Annotated in this window: 17 protein-coding genes; 16 read left to right on the top strand and 1 reads right to left on the bottom strand. The window is 68.2% G+C overall.

All coding sequences use genetic code 11. The features are described 5' to 3' along the window. The first annotated feature begins 22 nt into the window (after window positions 1-22). Entirely contained in the window at window positions 23-1,135 is a 1,113-nt protein-coding gene (locus Q5923_RS06480; RefSeq protein WP_232202816.1) for an ABC transporter substrate-binding protein, read from the top strand. Window positions 1,136-1,161: 26 nt separating this feature from the next. On the opposite strand, the gene Q5923_RS06475 is transcribed toward Q5923_RS06480, so the two are convergent. After that, a complete protein-coding gene (locus Q5923_RS06475) occupies window positions 1,162-1,800 on the bottom strand; it encodes a hypothetical protein (RefSeq protein WP_303132957.1) in 639 nt (212 codons plus the stop codon). A 325-nt stretch (window positions 1,801-2,125) separates the two neighbouring features. Between Q5923_RS06475 and glmM the strand changes: the two genes are divergently transcribed. The 15 genes from glmM to Q5923_RS06400 all read left to right on the top strand — a co-directional run bounded on the left by glmM (window position 2,126) and on the right by Q5923_RS06400 (window position 23,457). Beyond that, complete coding sequence (gene glmM, locus Q5923_RS06470) at window positions 2,126-3,463, top strand: phosphoglucosamine mutase (protein ID WP_303132955.1); 1,338 nt, start codon at window positions 2,126-2,128, stop codon at window positions 3,461-3,463. Between the two features lie 144 nt (window positions 3,464-3,607). Continuing rightward, window positions 3,608-5,455 (top strand): glutamine--fructose-6-phosphate transaminase (isomerizing), encoded by a 1,848-nt coding sequence (gene glmS, locus Q5923_RS06465; protein ID WP_303132953.1) that lies wholly within the window; start codon window positions 3,608-3,610, stop codon window positions 5,453-5,455. 2 nt (window positions 5,456-5,457) lie between these two features. Beyond that, the gene (locus Q5923_RS06460; protein ID WP_303132951.1) at window positions 5,458-6,090 is read left to right on the top strand and encodes a holo-ACP synthase; all 633 of its coding nucleotides are present in this window, start codon (window positions 5,458-5,460) and stop codon (window positions 6,088-6,090) included. Window position 6,091: 1 nt separating this feature from the next. Then, a complete protein-coding gene (locus Q5923_RS06455) occupies window positions 6,092-7,711 on the top strand; it encodes an NAD(P)H-hydrate dehydratase (RefSeq protein WP_303132949.1) in 1,620 nt (539 codons plus the stop codon). A gap of 20 nt (window positions 7,712-7,731) precedes the next feature. Beyond that, window positions 7,732-8,892: an alanine racemase gene (gene alr, locus Q5923_RS06450; protein ID WP_303132948.1), complete on the top strand. Its 1,161-nt coding sequence runs from the start codon at window positions 7,732-7,734 to the stop codon at window positions 8,890-8,892. 12 nt (window positions 8,893-8,904) lie between these two features. Further along, entirely contained in the window at window positions 8,905-9,519 is a 615-nt protein-coding gene (locus Q5923_RS06445; RefSeq protein ID WP_062529376.1) for a uracil-DNA glycosylase family protein, read from the top strand. Then, entirely contained in the window at window positions 9,512-10,057 is a 546-nt protein-coding gene (gene tsaE / locus Q5923_RS06440) for a tRNA (adenosine(37)-N6)-threonylcarbamoyltransferase complex ATPase subunit type 1 TsaE (RefSeq protein WP_303132944.1), read from the top strand. Before Q5923_RS06445 ends, tsaE begins: the two co-directional genes overlap by 8 nt. A gap of 171 nt (window positions 10,058-10,228) precedes the next feature. After that, window positions 10,229-12,694 carry a tRNA (adenosine(37)-N6)-threonylcarbamoyltransferase complex transferase subunit TsaD gene (gene tsaD / locus Q5923_RS06435; RefSeq protein ID WP_303132943.1) on the top strand — a complete coding sequence of 822 codons (2,466 nt, stop codon included), beginning with the start codon at window positions 10,229-10,231 and terminating at the stop codon, window positions 12,692-12,694. A gap of 608 nt (window positions 12,695-13,302) precedes the next feature. Next, on the top strand, window positions 13,303-14,331 hold the full coding sequence (locus tag Q5923_RS06430; RefSeq protein ID WP_303132941.1) for a hypothetical protein: 1,029 nt from the start codon (window positions 13,303-13,305) through the stop codon (window positions 14,329-14,331). Window positions 14,332-15,002: 671 nt separating this feature from the next. Then, window positions 15,003-15,953, top strand: coding sequence for a transporter substrate-binding domain-containing protein (locus Q5923_RS06425; protein ID WP_303132939.1), 951 nt, complete (start codon window positions 15,003-15,005; stop codon window positions 15,951-15,953). A gap of 135 nt (window positions 15,954-16,088) precedes the next feature. After that, window positions 16,089-17,411, top strand: a complete 1,323-nt coding sequence (locus tag Q5923_RS06420) for an amino acid ABC transporter permease (protein ID WP_303132937.1) — start codon at window positions 16,089-16,091, stop codon at window positions 17,409-17,411. 63 nt (window positions 17,412-17,474) lie between these two features. Beyond that, the gene (locus Q5923_RS06415) at window positions 17,475-18,227 is read left to right on the top strand and encodes an amino acid ABC transporter ATP-binding protein (RefSeq protein ID WP_303132936.1); all 753 of its coding nucleotides are present in this window, start codon (window positions 17,475-17,477) and stop codon (window positions 18,225-18,227) included. Window positions 18,228-18,230: 3 nt separating this feature from the next. After that, a complete protein-coding gene (locus Q5923_RS06410; protein ID WP_303132934.1) occupies window positions 18,231-19,676 on the top strand; it encodes a M20/M25/M40 family metallo-hydrolase in 1,446 nt (481 codons plus the stop codon). A 144-nt stretch (window positions 19,677-19,820) separates the two neighbouring features. Continuing rightward, window positions 19,821-21,446, top strand: coding sequence for an amidohydrolase (locus tag Q5923_RS06405; protein WP_303132932.1), 1,626 nt, complete (start codon window positions 19,821-19,823; stop codon window positions 21,444-21,446). An 85-nt stretch (window positions 21,447-21,531) separates the two neighbouring features. After that, entirely contained in the window at window positions 21,532-23,457 is a 1,926-nt protein-coding gene (locus Q5923_RS06400) for an NAD(+) synthase (protein ID WP_303132930.1), read from the top strand. The last annotated feature ends 236 nt before the right edge of the window (window positions 23,458-23,693 follow it).

Here is a 23,693-nt window from a genome sequence, read left to right as displayed (position 1 = left end):
TCAGAAGGGAGCAAAAGTGAGAGTGGCGCAGTTAGGCAGGAGGGCGTTCGCCGCGCTGGCGGCTGGGGCCTTGGCCCTCGCCCTTACGGGCGGGCTCGCGGCGTGCGCGGGCCAGCAGGCTGGCGGCGGGAGCGACCAGACACAGCAACAGGCGACCACGAGGAGCTTCACCGATTCCTGCGGCCGAGAGGTCGAGCTGCCCTCCAACATCACGAAGGTGGCGGCCTCTGGCCCGGTGGCCCAGCAGATACTCCTCACCATCGCGCCCGAGGACATGGTGGGTCTGGCCACGAAGCTGACTGACGGACAGGCCACCCTCTTTGACGACTCCGTGGCCCAGCTTCCCGTCTTCGGCCAGATCTACGGCGGCAAGGGCGACTTCAACAAGGAGGCGGTCGCGGACGCCGCGCCGCAGCTGGTTATCGACCTGGGCGAGGCCAAGGGCAGCATCAAGGAGGACATGGACCAGCTGCAGGAGCAGATCGGCATCCCCTGCGTGCACATCGAGACCTCGCTGGACAGCTATGACGAGGTGTATAGGACCCTGGGAATCCTGCTGGGCAAGGAGGGCCGTGCGGCAGAGCTCTCGAGCTACTGCAAGAAGGCCTACGACGAGGTCGATGGTGTCGTCTCGACGATTCCCGAGTCCGACCGACCGAAGGTGGCCTACCTGTTGGGGGATTCCGGCCTCAACGCGATCGCAAAGGGCAGCTTCCAGGGCGCAGTTGTCGACTTCGTGGCAAGCAACGCCATCGTGACCGAGAAGGCGTCCGGCTCCGGAAAGGGCCAGGAGGTGAGCCTGGAGCAAATCGCCTCCTTCGACCCGCAGCTGATCGTCTTCGGGCCGGGAAGCATATATCCCAGCGTGGGCGAGGACCCCGCCTGGTCCGAGCTGTCCGCCATCAAGGGTTCCAACTACTACCAGGTTCCTGCCAGCCCCTACAACTGGCTCTCCTCGCCTCCATCGGTCAACCAGGTCGCAGGCATGCAGTGGCTCGCCCGCGTGTGCTATCCCCAGAAGTTCCAGACCGGTGTCGAGGACGTGGCGAAGGACTACTTCAAGACCTTCTACGGCCACGACCTGAGCGACTCCGAGCTTGAGGACCTTCTCGCGGGCTCGCTTCCCAGGGCGTAGGGCTGCCGCTTACCCCGGTCGCCACGCTATCCAAGGGGGAATCCCTCCAGCACCCTCTCCTGGCATGTCGAAGTGGGCTCGATGGGCTCCGGTCTGCCCCAGGCGGGCCGGAGCCTCTTCGTGGCAAGGTCAAGAAGCGAGGGGCGCACGACCACGACGGCGTGCGGCCAGGCGGGACGCGGCCCCTCCTCTAGCAAGGCGAGTGCCTGACAGAGGCCTTCGCCGCGCCTGAGTTCGAGGGGGCCAAGCTCGTCCACGACCATGAGCCCCGGCCTGTCTGCCTCGAGAGCGAGCCCACCCAACGACCCGAAGTGACGGTTGACCCGTCCCAGCGCCGCGTCCGATATGTCCCAACCGAGCCCCGCGCGCCTGGACTGCGAGCAGCCGTCACGGTCGCCTTGCGGGAGATGCGCGACCTCGGCGTAGGTGGCCTGCGGGCCGTGACCGACAGGATCGGCGGGGCGCGCGAAGGCGAGAAGCTCGTGCTGCGGGAGGAGCAGGTTGTCTATGCCCAGCTTGGAGAGGCTGCCGTCCGGCTCGCGCCTCCAGCGACCAGGCGCCAGGACGCCGCTGCAGACGAAGCCGCGCGCCTCCAGCCCCTCCACCAGGGATTGCAGCCACCGCGTCTTGCCGCTTTGCTGTGGTGCGCTCAGCAAGTACAGCATCTTCTCTTCCTCGCATTCGACAGGTCCTCGGGCACGCGCGAGCGCACGTCTCGCCCATTCCCCACGCACGGACGCACGTCCCATTTACCCATCACGCACGAACGCACACAAGGGCGGCTCGCCAACTGCGAAAACGTCAATGGGCGTGTGCGTAGTAGCGTAGCGGATGCCATCGGCGTGCGCAGGAGCGTGCTCGGCGTCTGCGGCGATTGGCACCACCCGCTGTGCACAATCGCACGACGGCATGCTGCTACCATTCTTCTTGTATCTTCCGTGGCAGCACCGGCGGCATCGCCGTACGGGGTCCATGAGCAGGGGAGAGTAGATGAAGTACTTTGGCACCGACGGCTTCCGCGGCCGCGCGAACGAGGGCCTCAACGTCGAGCACGCATACAAGATCGGCCGCTTCGTGGGTTGGTACTACGGAGCACGCCAGGCTCGCAAGGCTCGCATCGTCATTGGCAAGGACACCCGTCGCTCCAGCTACATGTTCGAGAGCGCCCTTGTGTCCGGCCTGGTAGCCTCCGGAGCCGACGCCTACATGCTGCACGTCATTCCCACGCCGGGCGTCTCGTACGAGACCGTGGACGGGCAGTTCGATTGCGGCGTCATGATTACCGCCTCGCATAACCCCTTCACCGACAACGGCATCAAGCTGGTCAATGCCGACGGCTTCAAGATGGACGAGGACGTCCTCGAGGAGGTCGAGCGCTACATCGACGGCGAGCTCGAGATCCCCCTCGCCACCGGAGACGCCATCGGCTGCACCGTCGACTACATGCAGGGCCGCAACCGCTACATCGCCCACCTCATCGCGAGCGCCAACTTCTCGCTTCAGGGCGTAAAGGTGGGCCTGGACTGCGCCAACGGCGCCGCGAGCTCGGTGGCCAAGCCCGTGTTCGATGCGCTGGGCGCCGACGTCCGCGTGATTAACAACGCCCCCAACGGCTTCAACATCAACGTCGACTGCGGGAGCACCCACATCGAGCGCCTGCAGCGCCACGTCGTGGAGCAGGGACTGGACGTGGGCTTCGCCTACGACGGGGACGCGGACCGCTGCATCGCGGTGGACGAGAGGGGACGCGTCGTGGACGGCGACCTCATCCTCTACGTCTGCGGCAAGTACCTGCACAAGCACGGGCGCCTCGCGGGCGGCACCGTGGTGCCCACCGTCATGAGCAACTTCGGCCTCTTCCGCGCCTTCGACGAAGCGAACCTCCAGTACGAGACTACCGCCGTGGGCGACAAGAACGTCTATGCCTGCATGCGCCAGAACGGCTACTCGCTGGGCGGCGAGCAGAGCGGCCACGTCATCTTCGGAGACATCGAGCGCACGGGCGACGGCATCATGACCAGCCTGCGCGTGATGGAGGTCATCCGCGCCGAGCGAGAGAGGCTCTCCGTCCTCTGCGCGCCGGTCAAGCTGTACCCGCAGCTCCTGGTCAACGTGCGCGTCAGCGACAAGGACGCTGCCATGGAGGCGCCCGAGGTCAAGGCCGCCGTGGCGGAGGCGGAGCGCTTCCTGGAGGGCAACGGTCGCGTGTTCGTGCGCGCAAGCGGCACCGAGCCCCTGGTGCGCGTGCTCGCCGAGGCGCCCGAGGACGCGCTCTGCCGCCAGGCGGACGACATCGTGCTCAAGGCCTTGGAGCCCTTCAAGGCCTAGGCCGACAAAGCGCCACGGGGCCCGCCCGACGGGCTCGTGGCCCATGCCCCTCTCGCCTGACTTTGCCCATGCGAGAGGGGCTTGTCCTACGTGCTGGTAGAATGGCCAGACAGCACGGAAACGCAACGCAATCGGAGGTGTCACATGTGCGGAATCGTCGGCTACACGGGACGAAGGCAGGCTGCCGAGTTCCTTCTCTCGGGTCTTGCCGCCCTCGAGTACCGTGGCTACGATTCCGCCGGCATCGACGTGATGGCGTCCGACGGCGAGCTCCATGGCGTGAAGTGCGCCGGGCGCGTGGCCACCCTGGTCGAGCGCTGCAGGACGGCCAACCTCACGGGCACCACCGGCATCGCCCACACGCGTTGGGCGACCCACGGTGCCCCCACCGACCGCAACGCCCATCCGCACCTCGACTGCGACGGGCGCATCGCCATCGTCCACAACGGCATCATCGAGAACTTCCGCGAGCTTCGCTCCCAGCTCAGGCTCGCGGGCCACCAGTTTGCGAGCGACACCGACTCCGAGGTCGTTGCTCACCTGGTGGAGGATGCCTGGAAGGGCCCCGCCAAGGGTGATTTGCTGCGCGCCGTGCGCTACGCGTGCCGCCGCCTCCAGGGCTCCTGGGCCCTGGTCGTGGAGTGCTCCGACGTCCCCGGCCAGCTGGTCGTGGCTCGCAAGGGCTCGCCGCTCGTGCTCGCCTCGACGGATGACGGCGCCTATGCTGCGTCGGACGTGATGCCCCTCTCGCCCGTGTCCTCCGACGTCATCCAGCTCGAGGACGACCAGTTCGCCCTCCTGCGCGCGGACGGGACGGTCGAGGTCTTCGACGACGAGGGCGAGCTGGTGGCCCATCCCAGCACGCTCAGGATCGACTGGGACGCCTCCGCTGCCACCCTGGGCGGACACGCCGACTTCATGGCAAAGGAGATAAGCGAGCAGCCCGAGGCCATCGAGCGCCTCCTCAAGGGCCGCCTGGGCGAGCACGGCATCGAGCTCGATGAGCTCAGCATGACCTCCGAGGAGCTCGCAGGCATAGACCGCGTGTACGTCGTCGCCTGCGGCACCTCCTACCACGTGGGGCTCATCGCCCGGAGCATGATCGAGGACTGGGCGCACGTCCCCGTCTTCTGCGAGTACGCCTCGGAGCTTAACTACAAGGACCCGCTCGTGAGCGACCGCACGCTCTGCGTGGTCATCACCCAGTCGGGGGAGACGGCCGACACCCTCACCGCCGCCCGTCGCATGAGGGCCTTGGGCTGCAAGGTCTTCGCGATCACCAACGTCCTGGGGTCCAGCGCCGCGCGCGAGAGCGACGGGACCCTCTACGTGCAGGCCGGGCCAGAGATCTGCGTCTGCTCGACCAAGGCCTACACGGCGCAGATGGTCGCGGCGGCGCTCCTCGCCCTGAGGCTCGCGCTCGCCAACGGGTCCATGGACCTCGACGAGGTGCGTCGGCACTTCGACAACCTCGAGGCCCTGCCGGACCTCGTGCGCGAGGTCATCGCGCGCCGCTGGCAGGACAAGCGCGCCGCCCGGCACTTCCGTCGGGCCGCCTCCGCCCTCTTCCTGGGCCGCGGCGTCAACGCGACGACCGCCTACGAGGGAGCGCTCAAGCTCAAGGAGGTCAGCTACCTCCACGCCGAGGCCTACCCCGCCGGCGAGATGAAGCACGGGCCCATCGCCCTGCTCGAGCCAGGCTTCCCCGTGGTGGCGATCGTTCCCGCCGACCACGTGCACGACAAGACCGTGTCCAACATCCAGGAGGTCATGGCCCGCGGCGCCACCTGCGTCGCCGTGGCCACCGACGGCGACGAGGCCGTGGGCGCCCTCTGCGAGGACACGCTCTGGATTCCCGAGGTCCCCGAGGAGAAGCTCGTGCCCATCGTCGCCATCGTCCACCTCCAGCTTCTGGCCCGCTATGTCGCCCGCGCGCGCGGCTGCGACGTGGACAAGCCGCGCAACCTGGCCAAGTCGGTCACGGTGGAGTAGCCATGGCGTCGGCGGGAGTGGGCTTCTCCATGCTCGAGGTCGCGCGCATGGAGCGTGCGCTCGAGAGGCATCCCTCCTTCGCGGGAAGGGTGTTCTCCGAGGACGAGCGGTCGCACTGCGCCGCGACGTCCCGCCCCGTCGGACACCTCGCCGCCCGCTTCGCGGCGCGCGGGGCGGTGGCCCGCGCCCTGGGCGTGACGGACTCCGGCCCCTTCCTGGGACTGCACGACGTCGAGGTGGAGCTGGACTCCGCGGGCAGGACCCAGGCGAGGCTCGCGGGGACGGCGCTCGCCCTGGCCCGCGAGCAGGGGGTGAGCGAGATTGCGCTCTCGCTCTCGCTCACCAGGGAGATCGCCACCGCAAACGCCGTCGCGGTGAGCGATGCGGTGCGCCCCCGCGCTGACGAGGGGCCCGATGCCGCCAAGCAGATGCAGGCCTCGTTCAAAGCGGCACGGTCGGTCATCGACGAGCTCGAGCTCCTCCAGGGCGGCGGGGGAGAGCTGCCCCTCTCCGAGCCTGCGGGCCCAGGGCCAGGGGAGTCGGGCGACGTGACGGATGAGGTGGACGTGCAGACGGAAGCTGCCGGGGAGGCCGCGGGCTCGCCAACGCTCCCCGGCATCGCGATAGGAGGCTGACATGCAGCCCGTGCTCAACATCGAGGACATCAAGAGGGTCGAGGCGGGGCTCACCAACGTGGGCGTGAGCATATCCGAGCTCATGCACCGCGCCGGCACCGCCGCCGCCAACGAGGCGCTGCGCCTGGCGCATCCGCAGGGCGCGGTCGTGCTCTGCGGCTTGGGCAACAACGGGGGCGACGGCTGGGTCGCCGCCGAGGAGCTGCTCTCCAAGGGAGTCGAGGTCTATGCGGTGACTCCCGTCGAGCCCGACCAGATCAAGGGCGACCTCGCCCGCGTGGTGGCAAAGAGCGCGCAGGTCGCGGGCGTGTCCATCGTGGTTGCTCCCCCGCGCGAGCTGCTCGAGGGGCTCCTCTCGGACGCCGACGTGGCCATCGACGCCATGCTGGGCACGGGGTTCCGCGGCGTCCCTCGCGCACCCTTCGACATCTGGATCGACTGCCTCAACGGCAGCGACGTCCAGGTGGTCTCGGTCGACGTGCCCAGCGGCCTTTCGGCCCAGACGGGCCTTGCCGAGGACGCTTGCGTGGCGGCCGACCTCACCGTGACCATGCTCGCCCTCAAGCCGGGCCTGCTTTCGGACGACGGACGTGACGCCTGCGGCGCCATCGTGGTGGCGCCCCTGGCCGAGCAGACGGAGCGTCTGGTCCTCGAGGCAGATCCCGTTGCCTGGAGGGCCGACCTGGACGACTACGACTCCGTCCTGCGCCCGTCCTCGAGCGCCGACGACAAATTCCGTCGCGGCTCGGTGCTCGTGGTGGGAGGCTCCTCTCGCTTCCCCGGCGCCCCCATGATGGCGGCCCTGGCTGCTGCCCGTGCCGGTGCGGGCTACGTCACCCTCGCCGTACCCGCGGCCATCGCGCCCGTCGTCCAGTCCCAGATGCTCGAGATCCCGGTCATCGCGCTGCCCTGCGAGGCGGACGGGACCTTCTCGGCAAAGGCTGCCGAGGCGGTGGCGGAGCTCGCCGCGAAGCGCACGGCTACCGTCGTCGGCCCGGGCATGCGCGTGAGCTCGGGCACCGTCGGGGTCGTGTCCGCCCTCCTGGGCACTCCCGTCCCCCTGGTGGTCGACGCGGACGGCCTGAACTGCATCTCTCGCCTGACCTCCAACGCGCTCGACGACTTCCCCGAGCTCCTGCGCAGGGACAGCCCCCTGGTGCTCACCCCGCACCGCGGGGAGCTGGGACGCCTGGTTGGCCTGCAGGACACCCCTCCCGCGAGCCTCACCGCCGCAATGGAGGCTGCCCGTCGCATCGTGTGGTCCGACGGGGGCAGCGAGCTCTGCGTGGTCTCGAAGGGGTCCGCGACCGCCTGCGTGAGCGTGGACGCCGCCTTCCTGCCCAAGCCCGGTCCCGCTGCGCTGGCGACGGCGGGCTCCGGTGACGTCCTGGGCGGCATAATTGCCGCCTACCTGGCCCGCTCCAACGTGGAGGCCGACGACCTCCCCGTGCTCGCCGCCTACGCTTGCGAGGTCCACGGCTACGCCGGCTCCATCGCGGCGCAGCGCGTGGGGGCCAACGCCGTCATGGCCCACGACCTCATCGACGCGATTGGCCTGGCGGAGGACGCCCTCCTCGACCAGGTCAACGCGGCGGTCACGGGCATGGGCGAGAAGAACTAGCCTCAAAAGGAGTCGCGAAGATGGCAGTGAGCAGGGAACCACAGACGCGCGCGGCCTGGGTGGAGGTCGACCTCAACGCCGTGCGCAAGAACACGCGGGCCTTCAAGGCGCTCCTGCGCCCGGGCGTCCAGATGATGTGCGCCGTGAAGGCGGACGCCTATGGGCATGGGGCGGTCGAGTGCGCCCGCGCCATGCACGCCTCGGGCGCGAGCCAGTTCGCCGTGGCCACGGTGGACGAGGGCGTCGAGCTCAGGAAGGCCGGCATCGAGTGGCCCGTCCTCATGCTCAACGAGTCGCCGCTCCAGAGCATCGACGTGCTTCTCGAGTACGACATCATGCCCTCGGTGTACGACATGGACTTCGCGCTCGCCTATGGCGAGCGTGCCGTGGCGCTGGACAAGGTCGGCAAGTACCACCTGGCGATAGACACCGGCATGAGCCGCATCGGCGTGATGCCGGAGGATGCGGTGGAGTTCCGCCGCATGATCGACTTCCACCGCGGCATCGAGTGCGCGGGCACCTTCACCCACTTTGCCACCGCCGACGTGGTGGGCGACTGGGACTTCCGCCAGCAGAGCACGCGCTTCATGGACACGGTGGGCGCGCTGCGCGACGCCGGCCTGGACTGCGGTCTGGTGCACTGCGACAACACGCCGGGGACGGTCCTCCATCCCGAGCTCCACAACGACATGTGCCGTGTGGGCATCGGCCTCTATGGCCTGCACCCCGCAGACACCACGGTCCCCCGCATCCAGCTCGTCCCCGCCATGAGCGTGCGCGCCCGCGTGACCCGCGTGGCGCGTCCCGCCGTGGGCGAGGGCGTGGGCTATGGGCTCACCTACCGCGTGCCCAAGCCCAGCATCCAGATCGCCACGGTGCCCATCGGGTATGCGGACGGCCTCTCTCGCAGTCTCTCCAACAACATGGACGTCCTGGTGCGCGGGCAGCGTGCCCGCCAGGTGGGTCGCATCTGCATGGACCAGTTCATGTTCGCCGTGGACGTCAACGACGCGCGCGCATACCGGCCTGTCGAGCCCGTGGAGCGCGGCGACCTGGTCACGGTCATGGGCGTCGACGGCGACGAGGAGATCACGGCGGACGAGATGGCCCGACGCCGTGGGACCATCAACTACGAGGTAACCTGCGACTTTGGCATGCGCCTCGAAAAAGTGTTCGTCTAGGAAGGCGATGCCATGCTTCAGATTCCAGGACACCAGAACCAGCGTCCCCGCGAGGTGACCCTCGAGGAGGTCCGTGCCACCCTGGGCGACTGCCACCTCTGCCCCCTGGGAGAGACGCGCAACAAGCTCGTGTTTGGCGTGGGCAACCCCCGCGCCCGCGTCATGTTCATCGGCGAGGGGCCCGGAAGGAACGAGGACCTGCAGGGCGAGCCCTTCGTGGGTGCCGCCGGCAAGAAGCTCGACGCGCTCCTCTCGCTCGCCGGCCTCACCCGCGACCAGATCTACATCGCCAACGTGGTGAAGTGCCGCCCGCCCTCGAACCGCAACCCGCGTCCGGAAGAGATCGCGGCCTGCTCGCCCTTCCTGCGCGAGCAGGTGCGCTCCGTCTGGCCCGACGTCATCGTCTGCCTGGGCAACTTCGCCTCGCAATGGGTGCTGAGGACCGAGCTGGGCGTGACCAAGCTGCGTGGCCGCTTCCACCAGACGGGCCACTTCGTGGTGATGCCCACCTTCCATCCCGCTGCCTGCATCTATCATTCCGACTGGCAGCCCCTGCTCGAGAACGACCTGCGCATGGTGGGCGAGTGGCTGCGCGAGCACCCGGTCGAGGAGGCCGCGCATGAGTAGGCCCTGCAGGCGCGTGGGGGAGGGCGAGTTCGACTCCGCCTCGCAGGAAGAGACCATCGCTCTGGGCGAACTGCTGGGCGCCCTGCTCGAACCCACCGACGTCCTCGTCCTGACGGGCGACCTCGGCGCGGGGAAGACCCAGCTCACCAAGGGGGTCGCCTCCGGCCTGGGAATCAAGGACGACGTGACCAGCCCCACCTTCACCATCGAGATGGTCTATGGCGGGGGACGCATGCCGCTCTATCACTTCGACCTCTACCGCCTGGACGACCCCGACCAGCTCGAGGACATCGGCCTCTACGACGCCATGGGCGTTGACGGGCCCTGCCTCATCGAGTGGGGCGAACAGTTCCTGGGGCAGATCGGCCCGGAGCGCGTGGACGTGTTCCTCTCGCGCAGGGACGACGAGGCCCGGGCGGGGGAGGAGCCGAGGCGCTCCATCCGCTTCGTGGCGCACGACGGGCGCGGGCGGGAGCTGGTCCGTGCGCTCGACGCTGCCGTGGACGCCCATGCGGACGAGAGGACCCAGGAGGCCTAGGCCGGACGGAGCCCTTGCCGCGGTGCGGTGGGCTTGCCCGCGCATGTGCCGACGGCGGCTGGCGTGGCCTGTGTCTGCGCCCGCTCCCTCGTAGCGCTACACTGTGCGCGTTTTGCAAAAGCCAAGAGCCGACCGCGGCGTGCGCGGCCGACGGATTGCGGGTGATGTCCCATGGCCCAGGGTGACCCCAGCTCCCAGATCGTGCTTGCCCTCGACAGCTCCACCGACATGCTGGCCTGCGCAGTCGCGCGCGTCGCTGCCGATGGTTCGATGGAGCTCCTCGCCTCTGGCGACCACCTTTGCCGCCGTCGCGCCAACGTCGAGCTCACCACGACGGCGCTCGACGTGCTGGCGCGTGCCGGACTCTCCATGGGCGACGTCACTTCCGTGCTGGTGGGCCGCGGCCCCGGCTCGTTCACCGGCGTGCGCATTGGTATCGCCACCGCGAAGGGCCTGGCTTGCGGGTGCGGGATTCCCCTGCACGGGGCCTCTACCCTCGACGCCGTCGCCTGGGGCGTGTGGGAGTCTGGCGTCCGCGGCATGCTGGCGGTGCTGGGCGACGCCATGCGCGGGGAGCTGTATCCCGGCGTGTACCGGTTGGACGAGTCCGGTGCGCACCGCCGCTTCGACGTGGAGCGCGTCTGTGCCACAGATGTTGCCGTGTCCGAGCTCGCCGCTCGGTCGGACGCGGGCGAGCTGCTTCTTGCGGGCGACGGGCTCAAGAAGTATCGCGCGCGCTTCGAGGCGGCGGGGCTTGCGCGGGTCGCCGACGAGGCGCTCTGGCACCCCAGCGCCTCGGGCCTCCTGAGGTCGTTCCTCTCGCCCGACTGGGTGCCGGCCGTGGGAGACGGGGACCCGGCCCTGGTGCTGCCCGTGTACACGCGACTCTCTGACGCGGAGGAGAACGAGCGCAAGCGCCTGGGGTTGGCGGCCCCCGCCAGCGTGAGGGTGACCGGCACCGCCGACGCGCTGGCCGGCCGGCACCTGCAGCTGCGACCCATGTCCGTGAACGACCTCGACGCCGTCGCCGCGCTCGAGGACGCTGCCTACGAGGGGAGCGACCACAGCGCCTGGACGCGCCAGATGTTCTACGAGGAGCTCTTCGCCCCCCAGCGCAGCTGGTGGGTGGCTCACGACCAGGGCGAGCTCGTGGGGTTCGCAGGGGCGAGCCTCGCGGGGTCCGACTTCGAGCTGCTGGAGGTCGTGGTGGCCGAGGGGCGCCGCCGCGAGGGAATCGCGTCCAGGCTGCTGGGCCGCGTTGCCTATGACGGACAGACGCTCAACGCCACTGCCATGACGCTGGAGGTGGCGGAGGACAACGCCGCTGCCCGCGAGCTGTACGCGCGTCTCGGCTTCGTCGAGGCGGGTCGCCGCCGGGGCTACTACGGCCCCGGTGCCGACGCGCTTCTGATGCGCGCCGAGCTGCCCCTTGGGGCGGACGCGTCGCTCGTGGCGGACCAACCCCAGCCCAGCGCCTCCATCCGACCCTGGCCCATCGTGCCTGGCGAGCGCAACGTCGCCTCCCGCGACGCGCTGGCCAAGGCGGGCGACCTGGTGCTGGCCATCGAGTCGTCCTGCGACGAGACGGCCATGGCCGTCATCGACTCCAACGGCGTGGTCTGCGCCAACGTGGTGGCGACCTCCGTCGACTTCCACGCCCGCTTTGGCGGCGTGGTGCCCGAGATAGCGAGCCGCAAGCACGTCGAGGCCGTCGTCGGCGTCTTCGAGGAGGTCATGGCTCAGGCGGGCGCGCACTTCGGCTGCGACACGCTGGCACCGTCCGACCTCGCCTGCGTGGGCGTCACGGCCGGACCCGGCCTGGTGGGGGCCCTCGTCGTGGGGGTCGCCTTCGCGAAGGGCCTCTGCGCCGCCGCGGGGCTGCCCCTCACGCCGGTGAACCACCTCGAGGGGCACCTCCTGGCGAACCTCTTCGAGACCCCGGACCTGCAGCCCCCCTTCGTGGCTAGCCTGGTCTCGGGTGGCAACACCATGCTGGTCCACGTGCGAGGCTGGGGAGACTACCAGCTCCTGGGAGCCACGATCGACGACGCCGTGGGAGAGGCCTTCGACAAGGTCGCCAAGGCACTGGGTCTGGGCTATCCCGGCGGCCCCGTGATCTCGAAGCTCGGGGCGCAGGGCAACAAGAAGGCCATCCACTTCCCGCGCGCCATGATGCACAGCCACGACTACCGCTTCTCGCTGAGTGGCCTCAAGACGGCGGTCATCACCTACATCGAGGGGGAGAACAAGGCGGGTCGTCCCATCAACCTGCCCGACCTGGCGGCGTCATTCGAGGCTGCGGTCATCGACGTGCAGGTGTCGAAGGCCATCACGGCGGTGGGCGAGACGGGCGTCAGCGACTTCTGCGTGGGTGGTGGCGTGGCGGCGAACCCCGCGCTCAGGGCCGAGTACCGCAAGAAGCTCCCGCGGCGTGGCGTGCGCGTGACCGTGCCGCCCATGGTGGTGTGCGGGGACAACGGCGCAATGATCGCCGTGGCCGCGCTGCGCAACTGGAAGGCCGGCGTTACGGCCGACCTCACCTTGGATGCGGATCCCAACGCCAAGCTGGGCTGCTGGTCGTCCGAACTGGCGCCCGTCGTCGGCGAGGGCTGGCCGCCTAAGAAGGCCGGCAAGTAGGAGGGGTTGGCGCTCCCGAGGCTAGGTTTCGAGCTCTTCGAAGTCGTACGGCTGAAGGTCGGCGAGTAGGAGGGGCTGGCACTCCCGTCGGCTCGCGGCCCGGTGCTGACGGAGCGCCGGGTCGCGCCGGCACCCCACGACCTCGTGCTGCCTGTCGCTCGCGTCTCGCTGGCACCTCGTGACCCCGCACCGCTCGCCTGTCGCCTTGGGGCCCGCTCCGTCTGCCGACCGCCTTGTGAACCGCGTCGTCTGCCGGCCGCTCGTTGCTCGTATCGCCAGCTCCTCTCGCTAAAAAAGAAGTTAATAAAGTTGTTTGCTATTTTTTGATTTATTAATTGATTTAAATTTTCAGCTGTTTAGATTTCCGCAGGTAGATGACCTGTATTGTTTTTTAGTTGTATGCGGAATCCGCATACAACTCGCGTGGCAGACGATTGCGCGATTGAATGCTGCCGTATCGGGTGGCTGGCGACCCAAAAAGCGCATGTCTGCACATTGCTTGCGTGCAGCTGCCTGCAGTCGAATTCCCGTGAAGATGAGAATTGCGAGATACCGGCCAATATCATGTCTCCCAATGGAGGGGTTATGGGGAGAGGTGATTATCTACTATGAAACTGTTTCTTGGACATTGGACGGCGCTGCGCCTCTGGAGGCGGCTGCGGATACGTGGTGTTACGCCTCCCGTCGCCCGTCTGGGCCGTCTCGACGGCTGCGTCTGCCGCAAGCGGCAGCTCGTCGATTGCGGAATCAGCCTCTCTCCCCCTGCCGTCTCCTCGCGCGTGGGTTGCGCCGACCTGGAGGTAGCGCTCGTCGACCCGACGTCCGGGGACGTCCGTCTTGACCTGCTCGTGGGCGACCGCGCTGCGATAAGCGGCCTGAGGAACGTCAGGCACCACCTCCTTGCCGGCGCGCTCCCTCCGGGCTCGCTCAGGATGGTCGCCGACGGCATCTACCTGCCCAGCCCAGAGCTTACCTACCTTTTGCTTGCGCCCGAGCTCTCTGGGCTGCGTCGAATCGCGCTGGCCCACGAGCTCGTGGGGAGCTACGCGCTGGATCCTGCCTCTCCCAACGGTTTCGCGAGTGGTCTGACGCCGGCCACGTCGCTCGACCGGCTGAGGGGCTACCTGGAACGCTCGACCTGCCGCCGCTGCGCGGCGAGGGCTCTCGAGGACCTGGGGATGGTGCACGAGGGCAGCGCCTCCCCGCGCGAGACGGACCTGGCCATGGCGTTCTGCCTGCCCGTACGCGACGGGGGCTACGGGCTGGGACGCTTCGAGATGAACAGGGAGCTGAGCTTCGGGGGCGAGCTTGCGGCGTTGGTGGGTGGGGTCCGGCGGTACCCGGACCTTCTCTTCCCGGACGCGCGGGTGGTCGTGGAATACGACAGCGACCAGTGGCATGGCGGGGGCCTGAAGCCGAGTCTGGACAGGGACCGGTCGGATGGCCTCTCCGCGGCTGGCTACACGGTGCTCACCTTCACCAACCTGCACTTTGGCAGCTACGAGAGCTTTGCCCGACAGATGCGTCGGCTTGCGGGACATCTGGGAGAGGACCTGGCATGTGAGGACGAGGCGCTCGTCTTTGCCCGCAGGCGCCTCTTTGACTTCCTTCGCTCTCCTGGCCGGCTCGTGTACTAGGGGGTCTGGGCTCTGGAGTTGCTGCGTCGTCGCCCGGACGTCTGCCGCGAGACTCCCGTGCCCGCTGCGAGACTCCCGTGCCCGCTGCGAGACTCCCCCGTGCCCGCTGCAAACTCTCATTGTGGCATCCCCGCGTCACCCTGAAAGCTAGTTTCCAAATTTGTGTGCGGTTTTTCTCTTCACTATTTGATATAGATTTTCAGGAGAATACGTTTCCGCAGGTAGAAGTATTGGGCCGATTTTGAGTTGTGTGCGGAATCCGCATACAACTCGGAGGAGCTGCCGTTGCCGCGCTGAGGAGCTTCCGCGTCAGGAGCTGCGAAGCCTGGGACCGCTGCCGCGCCGGGGGTTGCGAAGCCTGGGGCCGCTGCTGTGCTGGAGGGGGCCGCACCGCGCCGCCAGCTCCGTAGCGCCGCTGCGACAGAGGCGCCTCGCCACATGCAGCCGCGCCAGTGCCGCGCGCCGTCGCTCTGTGGCAGGTGAGAATCACGCGCGTTACCTGGATGTTTCATATCCCACGAAGTTTGCGTCACGCGCGTCCGAGGGGCGTAGCTTATGCCTAGCGACGTAACTTTCTCGCATTAAGTTGCAAGGGGGAGGGGAATGGGTCCCCTCCGGTTGCGCTCGCGGAAGGGGTCTTAACAGACAGTCAGGAAGAAAGAGGAACCGCCATGACTACCGACTCTCGCACAGCCATCACAAACGCCACCCAAGACGAGAAGCGCCAGCACGTCTCGCGTCGTGACTTCCTCAAGCTCTCGGGCATCAGCGCCCTGAGCATCGCCGGAATGGCCGTCCTCACTGCCTGCGGCCCCGCAGCCCAGAGCTCTACCACAGACAACAGCTCCGCATCCTCTGCCTCTGCCTCGAACGATGGCACCCTTGGCGATGGCAAGACCCTGCGCATCGGCATGGAGGCGGCGTACGCCCCCTACAATTGGCAGGTGTCCGAGGCGAGCGACCACACCATTCCCATCCAGAACGTGAGCGGCGCGTACGCTGACGGCTACGACGTTCAGATGGCAAAGGTGGTCGCCAACGCGCTCGGTATGGAGCCGGTCGCCGTGAAGATGAGCTTCACCGGCCTCATCGACGCCCTCAACAACGGCCAGATCGACATCATCATGGCTGGCATGAGCGCCACCGAAGAGCGTCGCCAGGCCATCGACTTCTCCGACCCCTACTTCGAGGGTGGCTTTGGCCTTCTGGTGAAGAGCGACTCGCAGTACGCGAGCGCCACTAGCCTCGAGGACTTCTCGGGTGCCGCCGTCCTGGGCCAGAAGGACACCATGCTCGACGACGTGATCGACGACATCCCCGGCGTCAACCACCTCACGCCGGTCGACTCCGTGCCCTCCCAGATCTCGCAGCTCAACCAGGGCACCTGCGACGCCATCACCTTCAACACCGAGAACACCGATGGCTTCCTCCGCGCCAACCCCGGACTGGTCGCCGTCCAGTTCGCCGAGGGCAAGGGCTTCACGGAGACCGTTCCTGCCAACGCCGGCATCGCGAAGGGTCAGGACGCAGTCCTCGCCAAGATCAACGACGCCCTCGCGACCGTCTCCACCGACGAGCGCCAGTCCGTCTTCGACGCCTGCGTCGAGCGCCAGCCGGCGTAGTCCGGGCAGCGCACCAGGCTGTTCCCAACCACGCCAAGTCGTTCCCAACCCGGAACGCGCACCTCGTCTCCCGCATGTCGGGCGACGAGGTGCGTCGCCGCTCCTCTCCCCATTAATTCCTAGGAGGTTGTGCTCATGGGCACAGACCGGGAGGGCCTTACCAGACCCGCCGAAACATCGCCTGCCGAGGCTGGCGCGCCAGACGCGCCAAGGTCGCACGGACGCCTAGCCAGCTTCGTGACATCAGACCACCGATACGTATTCCTGGGTACGAGCGTCCTCGCGCTTGCGGGCATCTGGCTTTCGATGCAGCCCCGCTCCCCCTGGAGCTTCCTCAGGGGCGCCTACGCGGTGGAAGTCGTCCTGTACTACGCCCTGGTGGCGTGGGTCGCGCTCTCGCTCGTCGCGCTCGCCAACAAGCTCGCCAGGTGGCGCGACTACATGCGGGTCTCCCCGTTCGTGCGTCCCGGCGCCAAGCGAGCGGAGAGGTACCTCTCGTATGCAGTCGTGGCCATCTTTGCCGTGCTCTTCGTCGACCGCGCCGTGATGGGGCTATGCTCGGCGGTGTCGGCAGCCATCTCGTCTGATTCGAACCCGACGGACTTTCTGGGCGGAGCCATCTACATGCTCTACGAGGGCCGCGACGTCTTCGCGAAGGGCATCGCCACCACCATTGGGCTCGCCACCTTCGGCACGGTCATCGCCTTCTTCCTCGCCATACTCCTGGTCTTCCTGCGCATACAGACGGTTGACCGCCCCGACAACGACCTCGTCCGCTTCCTCAAGGTCGTGGGCACCACCTTCGCCAAGGCCTACTCCGCCGTGGTGCGCGGGACCCCGATGATGGTCCAGTCCCTGCTGATCTACTTCGCTGGCTTCGCCATCCTGCGCGGGACCGGCATGAGCACGTCCCAGATCGGCGCGATCTGGAGCACCTTCGTCGCCGGCCTCACGACCATCTCGCTCAACTCCACCGCTTACATGATGGAGGTCCTGCGCGGCGGCATCGAGGCGGTCGATGTGGGCCAGGCCGAGGCCGCACGCTCGCTGGGCCTCTCGCAGTGGCAGGCGATGACTAAGGTCGTCTTCCCCCAGGGCATAAAGAACGCGATCCCCGCCCTGTCCAACGAGCTCGTCGTCAACATCAAGGACTCCTCCGTCCTCTCGGTCATCGGCGTCTTCGACCTGATGTTCGCGACGACCACGGTGGCTGGCATCTACTATCGCCAGCTCGAGGTGTACGCCATCGCCGCGGTCTGCTACCTCGTCCTCACCATGGTCGCCTCCAAGCTGCTCTCGATGTTCGCGCGGCACCTCGAGGTGCAGAGCCCCGGGCCGGTGCTCTCCACGTCGGACATGACCTCGACGCACGGCACCGCCGGCGGCATGGCAGACCCCAGCCGCGTCAGGCTCTCCCCGAGGCACCCCGCCGAGAAGAACGACATGGGAGGCAGGTAGGACATGGGCTTCCGCGAGCAAGAGGTCGTGACTCCGATGATGGCAAAGAGGGAGGAGGGCCCCATGGACCCAATCATCCGCGTCGAGGGGCTGCGCAAGTCGTTTGGCAGCAACGTCGTGCTGAGGGACATCGACTTCCAGGTCATGCTCGGCGAGGTCGTGACGATCATCGGGGCCTCCGGTTCCGGCAAGTCAACCCTGCTGCGCTGCATCAACCTCCTCGAGACGCCCGACGCGGGCCACGTCTGGTTCCACGGAGAGGACCTTGCCTCCCGGCACGTGGACGTGAATCGCCTGCGCGAGAAGATTGGCATGGTCTTCCAGGGCTTCAACCTCTTCAACAACATGGACGTGCTCCAGAACTGCACCCTCGCTCCCGTCACGCTCGGCAAGATGGGCAGGGAGGAGGCCGAGGCCGAGGCGATGCGCAACCTCGAGTCCGTTGGGCTCGCGGGCTTCGCGCATGCCGCCGTCACGTCCCTCTCGGGCGGGCAGAAGCAGCGCGTTGCCATTGCCCGCGCCCTCTGCATGAAGCCCGACCTCATGCTGTTCGATGAGCCCACCTCTGCCCTCGACCCCGAGATCGTGGGAGAGGTGCTCTCCGTCATGCGCGACCTGGCCGCCCAGGGGATGACCATGGTCGTCGTGACCCACGAGATGGAGTTCGCCAAGAACGTCTCGGACAAGGTCGTGTTCATGGACCAGGGCGTCATCGCCGAGTCCGGGGACCCCGGGAAGATGTTCTCCTCCCCAGAGCTGCCGCGCACGCGCGAGTTCCTCGCGCGCTACCTCGACGGGCCGAAGGCGGGGGAGTAGGGCGTGGCCGAGGTCTGGCGCTACTTCGCGCACGAGGACGACTTTCCCGACCTCGACGGCGACGCCGCCTGCCGCAGGCTTGGTGACGCGCTCGCCATACCCACGGTGGACGGCCCGTCCCGGGAGCTGACCGACTGGGCGGCGTTCGACCGTCTCGAGGGCCATCTGCACGCCTCCTTTCCCCTGACCTTCGCCGCGGCGACAGCCGAGCGCGTTGACCACTCCCTCCTGCTCACGCTTCCGGGAAGCGACCCCTCGCTCGACCCGGCCCTGTTCATGGGTCACGTCGACGTGGTTCCCGTGGTCCCCGGCACGGAAGGCGACTGGACGCATGGCGCGTTCTCGGGGCACGTGGACGGGGAGTACGTGTGGGGACGCGGCGCGCTGGACATGACCGACCAGGTCGTGGGGTACTTTGAGGCGATCGAGTACGCGCTCTCGCATGGTTGGGCGCTTCGCCGCACGCTCCTCGTCGCCCTCGGGCAGGACGAGGAGACCCTGCAGTCTGGAGCCCGGCGCATGGGCGCGCTGCTCGCCGGGCGTGGGATTCGCCTGGCATGGCTGGTGGACGAGGGCGACTACCGCATCGTGGACACCGGGCTCTACGGGGCCCCAGGCCACCACGGCATGAGGGTCAGCCTCGCCGAGAAGGGCTACGCCGACCTGCGCCTTACGGTGAGGAGCCACGGCGGCCACTCATCGAACCCCTTCGGGGGCAGCTCCCTGGCCACGCTTGGCGAGGTGATCGCCCGCGTGGCCAGGGACCCTTGGCCCGTCGAGCTGACGGAGCTGAGCCGCAGGACGCTCGAGGCCGTGGCACCCTGGGTGAGCCAGGAGCCGCTCGCCTCTCTGGTGAGGTCAGGTGAGGGGGAGGGCACGCGGGACGCGATCGACCGCAACGCCGATGCCATCGCCCGGCTGTTCCTCGGCTCGCGCGAGCTCTTCCCCCTCGTCACCACCACGGTGGCGCCCACCATGATCGAGGGCGGGTCCAAGCAGGCAAACGTGCTCCCGCAGGACATGAGCGCCGTCGTCAACTTCCGCATGCTTCCCGGGGTGACCTGCGCGGCGGTCGTGGCGCGGGTGAGGGAGCTCCTGGCAGACCTGCCTGTGGAGGTCGAGCTGCTCGCCGAGGTGAGCAGCAGCCCGTCGCAGGTGTCGCGTTCGGACGGTCCGGGCTTCAGATTCCTCGAGCGCGTCGCCGCCCGCTATTTCAGGGAGCCTGAGTCGGAAGAGCCGCTCAAGCTGATTCCCGCCATCGTCGTTGGCGCGTCGGACGCCCAGATGTACGACTGCGTTTGTGACTCGTGCCTGCGATTCTCCCCCTTCGTGGCGGATGACGAGGAGGTCGAGCGCGGCGTTCACGGCACCGACGAGCGCATCACGCGACGCGCCTACCTGCAGGGCGTGCGCTTCCTCATCGGGCTCATCCGCGAGGCGCTGCTCTGATCGGGACGCCCCGGCGAGGGCCCCGACGTCCCTTGCCGGGCCATGATGTCCCGCACTGGACTATAGAATGAGCGAGAAAATCGTGCGTCCGCGGCCGTGGCCAAGTCCCAGACCCGGGCCCGTGGGAGGTTGGGGGAGAGGACCATGGCAGCCGATCTGGTCGTCGCATCGCGAAGGGTCTTCGACGGGCTGGGGGATGAGGTCGACCCTCTCTCGTTCGCTGTCGAGGACGGCCGCATCACGAAGGTCGCCCACTACGACCAGGCCGACGAGCTTGTCGGTCCGGGCGCGCGCGTCCTCGACTTGGGCGACGCCTTCGTCTGCCCCGGCTTCCACGACGCCCACCAGCACGTTCTGCACGCGGCGCTCTTCCCCTCTGCGCTCGCCACGGAGTATCGGGGCACGAGCGAGGCCGACTGCGTCTCTCACATGGTCGAATTCGCCAGGACGAGGCCGGCTGACGGCTGGCTCTTGGGCCACGGCTGGCGCGAGACCTTTTGGGATTCGCCCATGTCCCCCACCAGAGCGTCGCTCGACGCCGCCTTCCCCGACCGCCCGGTGGCCATGTACTCCGGCGACGCCCACACCCTCTGGGTCAACTCGGCGGGCCTTCGCGCCTTGGGCATCGACGAGGGGACCGAGCCGCCCGCGGGAGGCTCCTTCGACCGCGACGCCGATGGCAGGCTCACGGGGGTGCTCCGCGAAGCGGCGGGCATGCTCTATGTGGGGCGCGTGCTGGGAAGCTTCTCCATGGGCGAGCTTCGCGGAATCTACCGTGACTACTTCCGGAGGCTCAACGCCATGGGCGTCACCTCCGTCTGCGACATGGCGCTCTCCTTGGTGCCGGGTGCCGACGGCATCAACCCGCAGGTCTATGAGGCACTGCTGCAGGCGGACGAGCTCAGCCTGCGCGCGCACCTCTTCCCCACGCTGGGAGACGACCAGTCGATTCTCGAGGGCCTGCAGTCCCGCTGGCGAGGTCCGCTGCTCCGCGCTCCCGGCTTCAAGCAGTTCTTCGACGGGGTGAGCAGCCAGCACACTGCCTGGGCGAGCGACGAGTACGCCAACCCCCGCTTTGCCGGCGACGTGGGGCGGCCCACCGTGGCGCCCGAACGCATGCGCGAGCTGGTGCTGGCCGCAGCCGGGCGTGGGCATGCCGTGCGCATCCATACCATCGGCGACGAGGCCGTCCACGCCGCCGTGGGCATCTTCGAGGAGGCGAGGCGCCTCTTCGGCACGCCGAGCCAGGGCGCCAACACACTGGAGCACATCGAGGACATCCATCCCGAAGACGTCGCCCGCCTCGCCCGCGCCGGCGTGGTCGCCTCCGTGCAGCCACCGCACGTGACGATCGACGTCGACCAGCCCGCTCGAGACCTGGGGGAGTGGCGCGCCGAGCGCATGTGGCCCTTCGACGAGTTCGCCCGCCAGGGCGTGACGATGGCCTTTGGCACCGACGCCCCCGTGGTGCCCCCCAACAGCCTTGACGTGCTCTGGTGCGCCTTCGAGCGCAGCGCGCCGGACACCCACCTCCCCACAGGCGGCTGGTACCCGCGGCATGCGGTGGGCCGCGCGGCGGCGCTTCGTGCCTACTCGGCGGGGTCTGCGGCGGCGGTGGGCCGCGGGCGTGAGCTGGGGGCCATCGCGCCTGGCATGCTCGCCGACTTCGTCGTCTGGGATGCGGACCTCCTCGAGGTCTCCGCCGAGGAGTTCCAGCGGGCGCGCCCCATGGCCACCTACCTGGGTGGGCGTGCGGTCTGGGAGGCGTAGCGCCGAGGCGGACCGCCCCTCTCTCCCGGCCTCGCAAGCTTCGAGCTGCTAGGATTGCGGGTAGGCCAAGAGAAGCGAGGTTGCCATGCAAGACGGATTCGTCAAGGTCGCGGCGCGCACGCCCCAGGTCCGCGTGACCGACGTCGACTTCAACCTGAGCGCCTGCGTGGCCGAGACGACCGATGCCGTGCGCTCGGGCGCGCGCTTGGTGGTCCTGCCCGAGCTCTGCGTCACGGGCTACACCTGCGAGGACCTCTTCTGGCAGCAGTCCCTCGTCAAGGCGGCCGAGAGGGCCGTCGCCTCCTTCGCCCAAGAGACCGCCTCGCTGGACGCCCTCGTCTTCGTGGGCTGCCCCGTGAGCGTCGCCGGCAAGCTCTACAACTGCGCGGTCGCCGTCGCGCGCGGCCATGTCTTGGGCATCGTGCCCAAGCTCAGCATCCCCACCTACAACGAGTTCTACGAGGGTCGTCACTTCGTCGCAGGTTCCCTCGACGTCACGCTCGTGGACTTCGCCGGCCAGTCTGGCGTCCCCTTTGGTGCGCGCCAGCTCTTCTGCTGCGAAAGCCTGCCCGACCTCGTGGTCGCGGCCGAGGTCTGCGAGGATCTCTGGGTAGCCAACCCGCCCTCCATCGCGCACGCCATGGCGGGGGCCACGGTCATCTGCAACCTCTCCGCCTCCAACGCCGTGGTGGGCAAGGCGGACTACCGCCGCTCCCTCGTGGTGGGGCAGAGCGCGCGCCTGGCCTGTGCCTACGTCTACTGCAGCGCCGGCTGGGGCGAGTCCACGCAGGACGTGGTCTTCTCCGCCCACGACATGGTGGCCGAGAACGGCTCCCTCCTTGCGGAGGGCAGGCCCTTCGGCGAGCGGCAGGCCACGTCCGAGATCGACCTCGAACTCCTCGTGGGCGAGCGTCGTCGCCTCTCGACCTTTGCCACGGCCGCCTCGCCCGAGGCTGCGGGCTACGTCCGCTCGAGCTTCTCGCTCGAGCCCGCCGAGACGCCCCTCACGCGTTGGGTCGACCCGCACCCCTTCGTGCCCGATGCGTCCCAGACGCGCGCGCAGCGCTGCGAGGACGTGCTGGCCATCCAGTCGCACGGCCTGGCCCGCCGCCTCGGGCACATCCATGCCAAGTCCGCGGTGATCGGCGTGTCTGGTGGCCTCGACTCGACGCTTGCGCTGCTCGTGATGGCGCGTGCCTTCGACCTCCTGGGCCTCGACCGATCCGGCATCGTCGCCGTGACCATGCCCGGCTTCGGCACCACCGACCGCACGCACGACAACTCGCTCGAGCTGTCGAGGGCGCTGGGGGCGACCCTGCGCGAGGTGGGCATCGTGCCTGCCGTCCGCCAGCACTTCGCCGACATCGGACACGACGAGGCCCTGCGCGACGTGACCTACGAGAACGCCCAGGCCCGCGAGCGCACCCAGGTCATCATGGACATCGCCAACCAGGTGGGGGGCATCGTCGTGGGTACGGGCGACCTCTCCGAGCTCGCCCTAGGCTGGTGCACCTACAACGCCGACCACATGTCCATGTATGGCGTCAACGCCGGCGTGCCCAAGACGCTGGTGCGCCACCTCGTGAGGCACGTGGCCGACACAACGGAGTCCGAGCCCCTGAGGCGCGTGCTCCTGGACGTGCTGGACACGCCCGTCTCGCCCGAGCTCCTTCCCGCCGAGAAGGACGGCAGCATCGCGCAGCGCACGGAGGACCTGGTGGGTCCTTACGAGCTGCACGACTTCTTCCTCTACCAGGCGCTCAGGCGTGGCTTTGGCCCGCGCAAGGTGTTTCGGCTCGCCCGCTACGCCCTGGGCAAGGACTACGACGACCAGACCATCCTGCGTTGGCTCAAGACCTTCTACCGGCGCTTCTTCTCGCAGCAGTTCAAGCGCAGCTGCCTGCCGGACGGCCCCAAGGTGGGCTCGGTGGCGGTGAGCCCCCGCGGCGACCTGCGCATGCCCAGCGACGCCAGCTCAGCCCTCTGGCTGAGCGAGCTCGAGGGCCTGTAGCTGCGCCAACGGCCCGACAGATTCCCTCAGGGGAGAGGAGCCACGGCACTCGTTGGCGGCTCCTCTCCCCTGACTTCTGCCGTTGCAGAAAATCTAAGTGCCGTCTGTAAGATTTTTTCTCTCTCGTTGTATAAGGAATCGGTTCTGGGTATTATTCACAGCGTTGGCTGAGCGACAGGGTCAGCGGTGGCCCTGCCTGCGAATCGGGCATCTGCGATGCCCCCAAGAAGGAGGAA

The sequence above is a fragment of the uncultured Olsenella sp. genome (assembly GCF_959602185.1).
GTDB lineage: Bacteria > Actinomycetota > Coriobacteriia > Coriobacteriales > Atopobiaceae > Olsenella_I > Olsenella_I phocaeensis.
The sequence above is the reverse complement of the archived record's forward strand: the minus strand, read 5'-3'. Positions and strand labels throughout refer to the sequence as shown.

Bases quoted from the DNA above. Each gene is read 5' to 3' on its own strand.
- Q5923_RS06475 (WP_303132957.1), bottom strand. From the start codon at position 1,800: ATGCTGTACTTGCTGAGCGCACCACAGCAAAGCGGCAAGACGCGGTGG.
- glmM (WP_303132955.1), top strand. From the start codon at position 2,126: ATGAAGTACTTTGGCACCGACGGCTTCCGCGGCCGCGCGAACGAGGGC.
- glmS (WP_303132953.1), top strand. From the start codon at position 3,608: ATGTGCGGAATCGTCGGCTACACGGGACGAAGGCAGGCTGCCGAGTTC.
- Q5923_RS06460 (WP_303132951.1), top strand. From the start codon at position 5,458: ATGGCGTCGGCGGGAGTGGGCTTCTCCATGCTCGAGGTCGCGCGCATG.
- Q5923_RS06455 (WP_303132949.1), top strand. From the start codon at position 6,092: ATGCAGCCCGTGCTCAACATCGAGGACATCAAGAGGGTCGAGGCGGGG.
- alr (WP_303132948.1), top strand. From the start codon at position 7,732: ATGGCAGTGAGCAGGGAACCACAGACGCGCGCGGCCTGGGTGGAGGTC.
- Q5923_RS06445 (WP_062529376.1), top strand. From the start codon at position 8,905: ATGCTTCAGATTCCAGGACACCAGAACCAGCGTCCCCGCGAGGTGACC.
- tsaE (WP_303132944.1), top strand. From the start codon at position 9,512: ATGAGTAGGCCCTGCAGGCGCGTGGGGGAGGGCGAGTTCGACTCCGCC.
- tsaD (WP_303132943.1), top strand. From the start codon at position 10,229: ATGGCCCAGGGTGACCCCAGCTCCCAGATCGTGCTTGCCCTCGACAGC.
- Q5923_RS06430 (WP_303132941.1), top strand. From the start codon at position 13,303: ATGAAACTGTTTCTTGGACATTGGACGGCGCTGCGCCTCTGGAGGCGG.
- Q5923_RS06425 (WP_303132939.1), top strand. From the start codon at position 15,003: ATGACTACCGACTCTCGCACAGCCATCACAAACGCCACCCAAGACGAG.
- Q5923_RS06420 (WP_303132937.1), top strand. From the start codon at position 16,089: ATGGGCACAGACCGGGAGGGCCTTACCAGACCCGCCGAAACATCGCCT.
- Q5923_RS06415 (WP_303132936.1), top strand. From the start codon at position 17,475: ATGGACCCAATCATCCGCGTCGAGGGGCTGCGCAAGTCGTTTGGCAGC.
- Q5923_RS06405 (WP_303132932.1), top strand. From the start codon at position 19,821: ATGGCAGCCGATCTGGTCGTCGCATCGCGAAGGGTCTTCGACGGGCTG.
- Q5923_RS06400 (WP_303132930.1), top strand. From the start codon at position 21,532: ATGCAAGACGGATTCGTCAAGGTCGCGGCGCGCACGCCCCAGGTCCGC.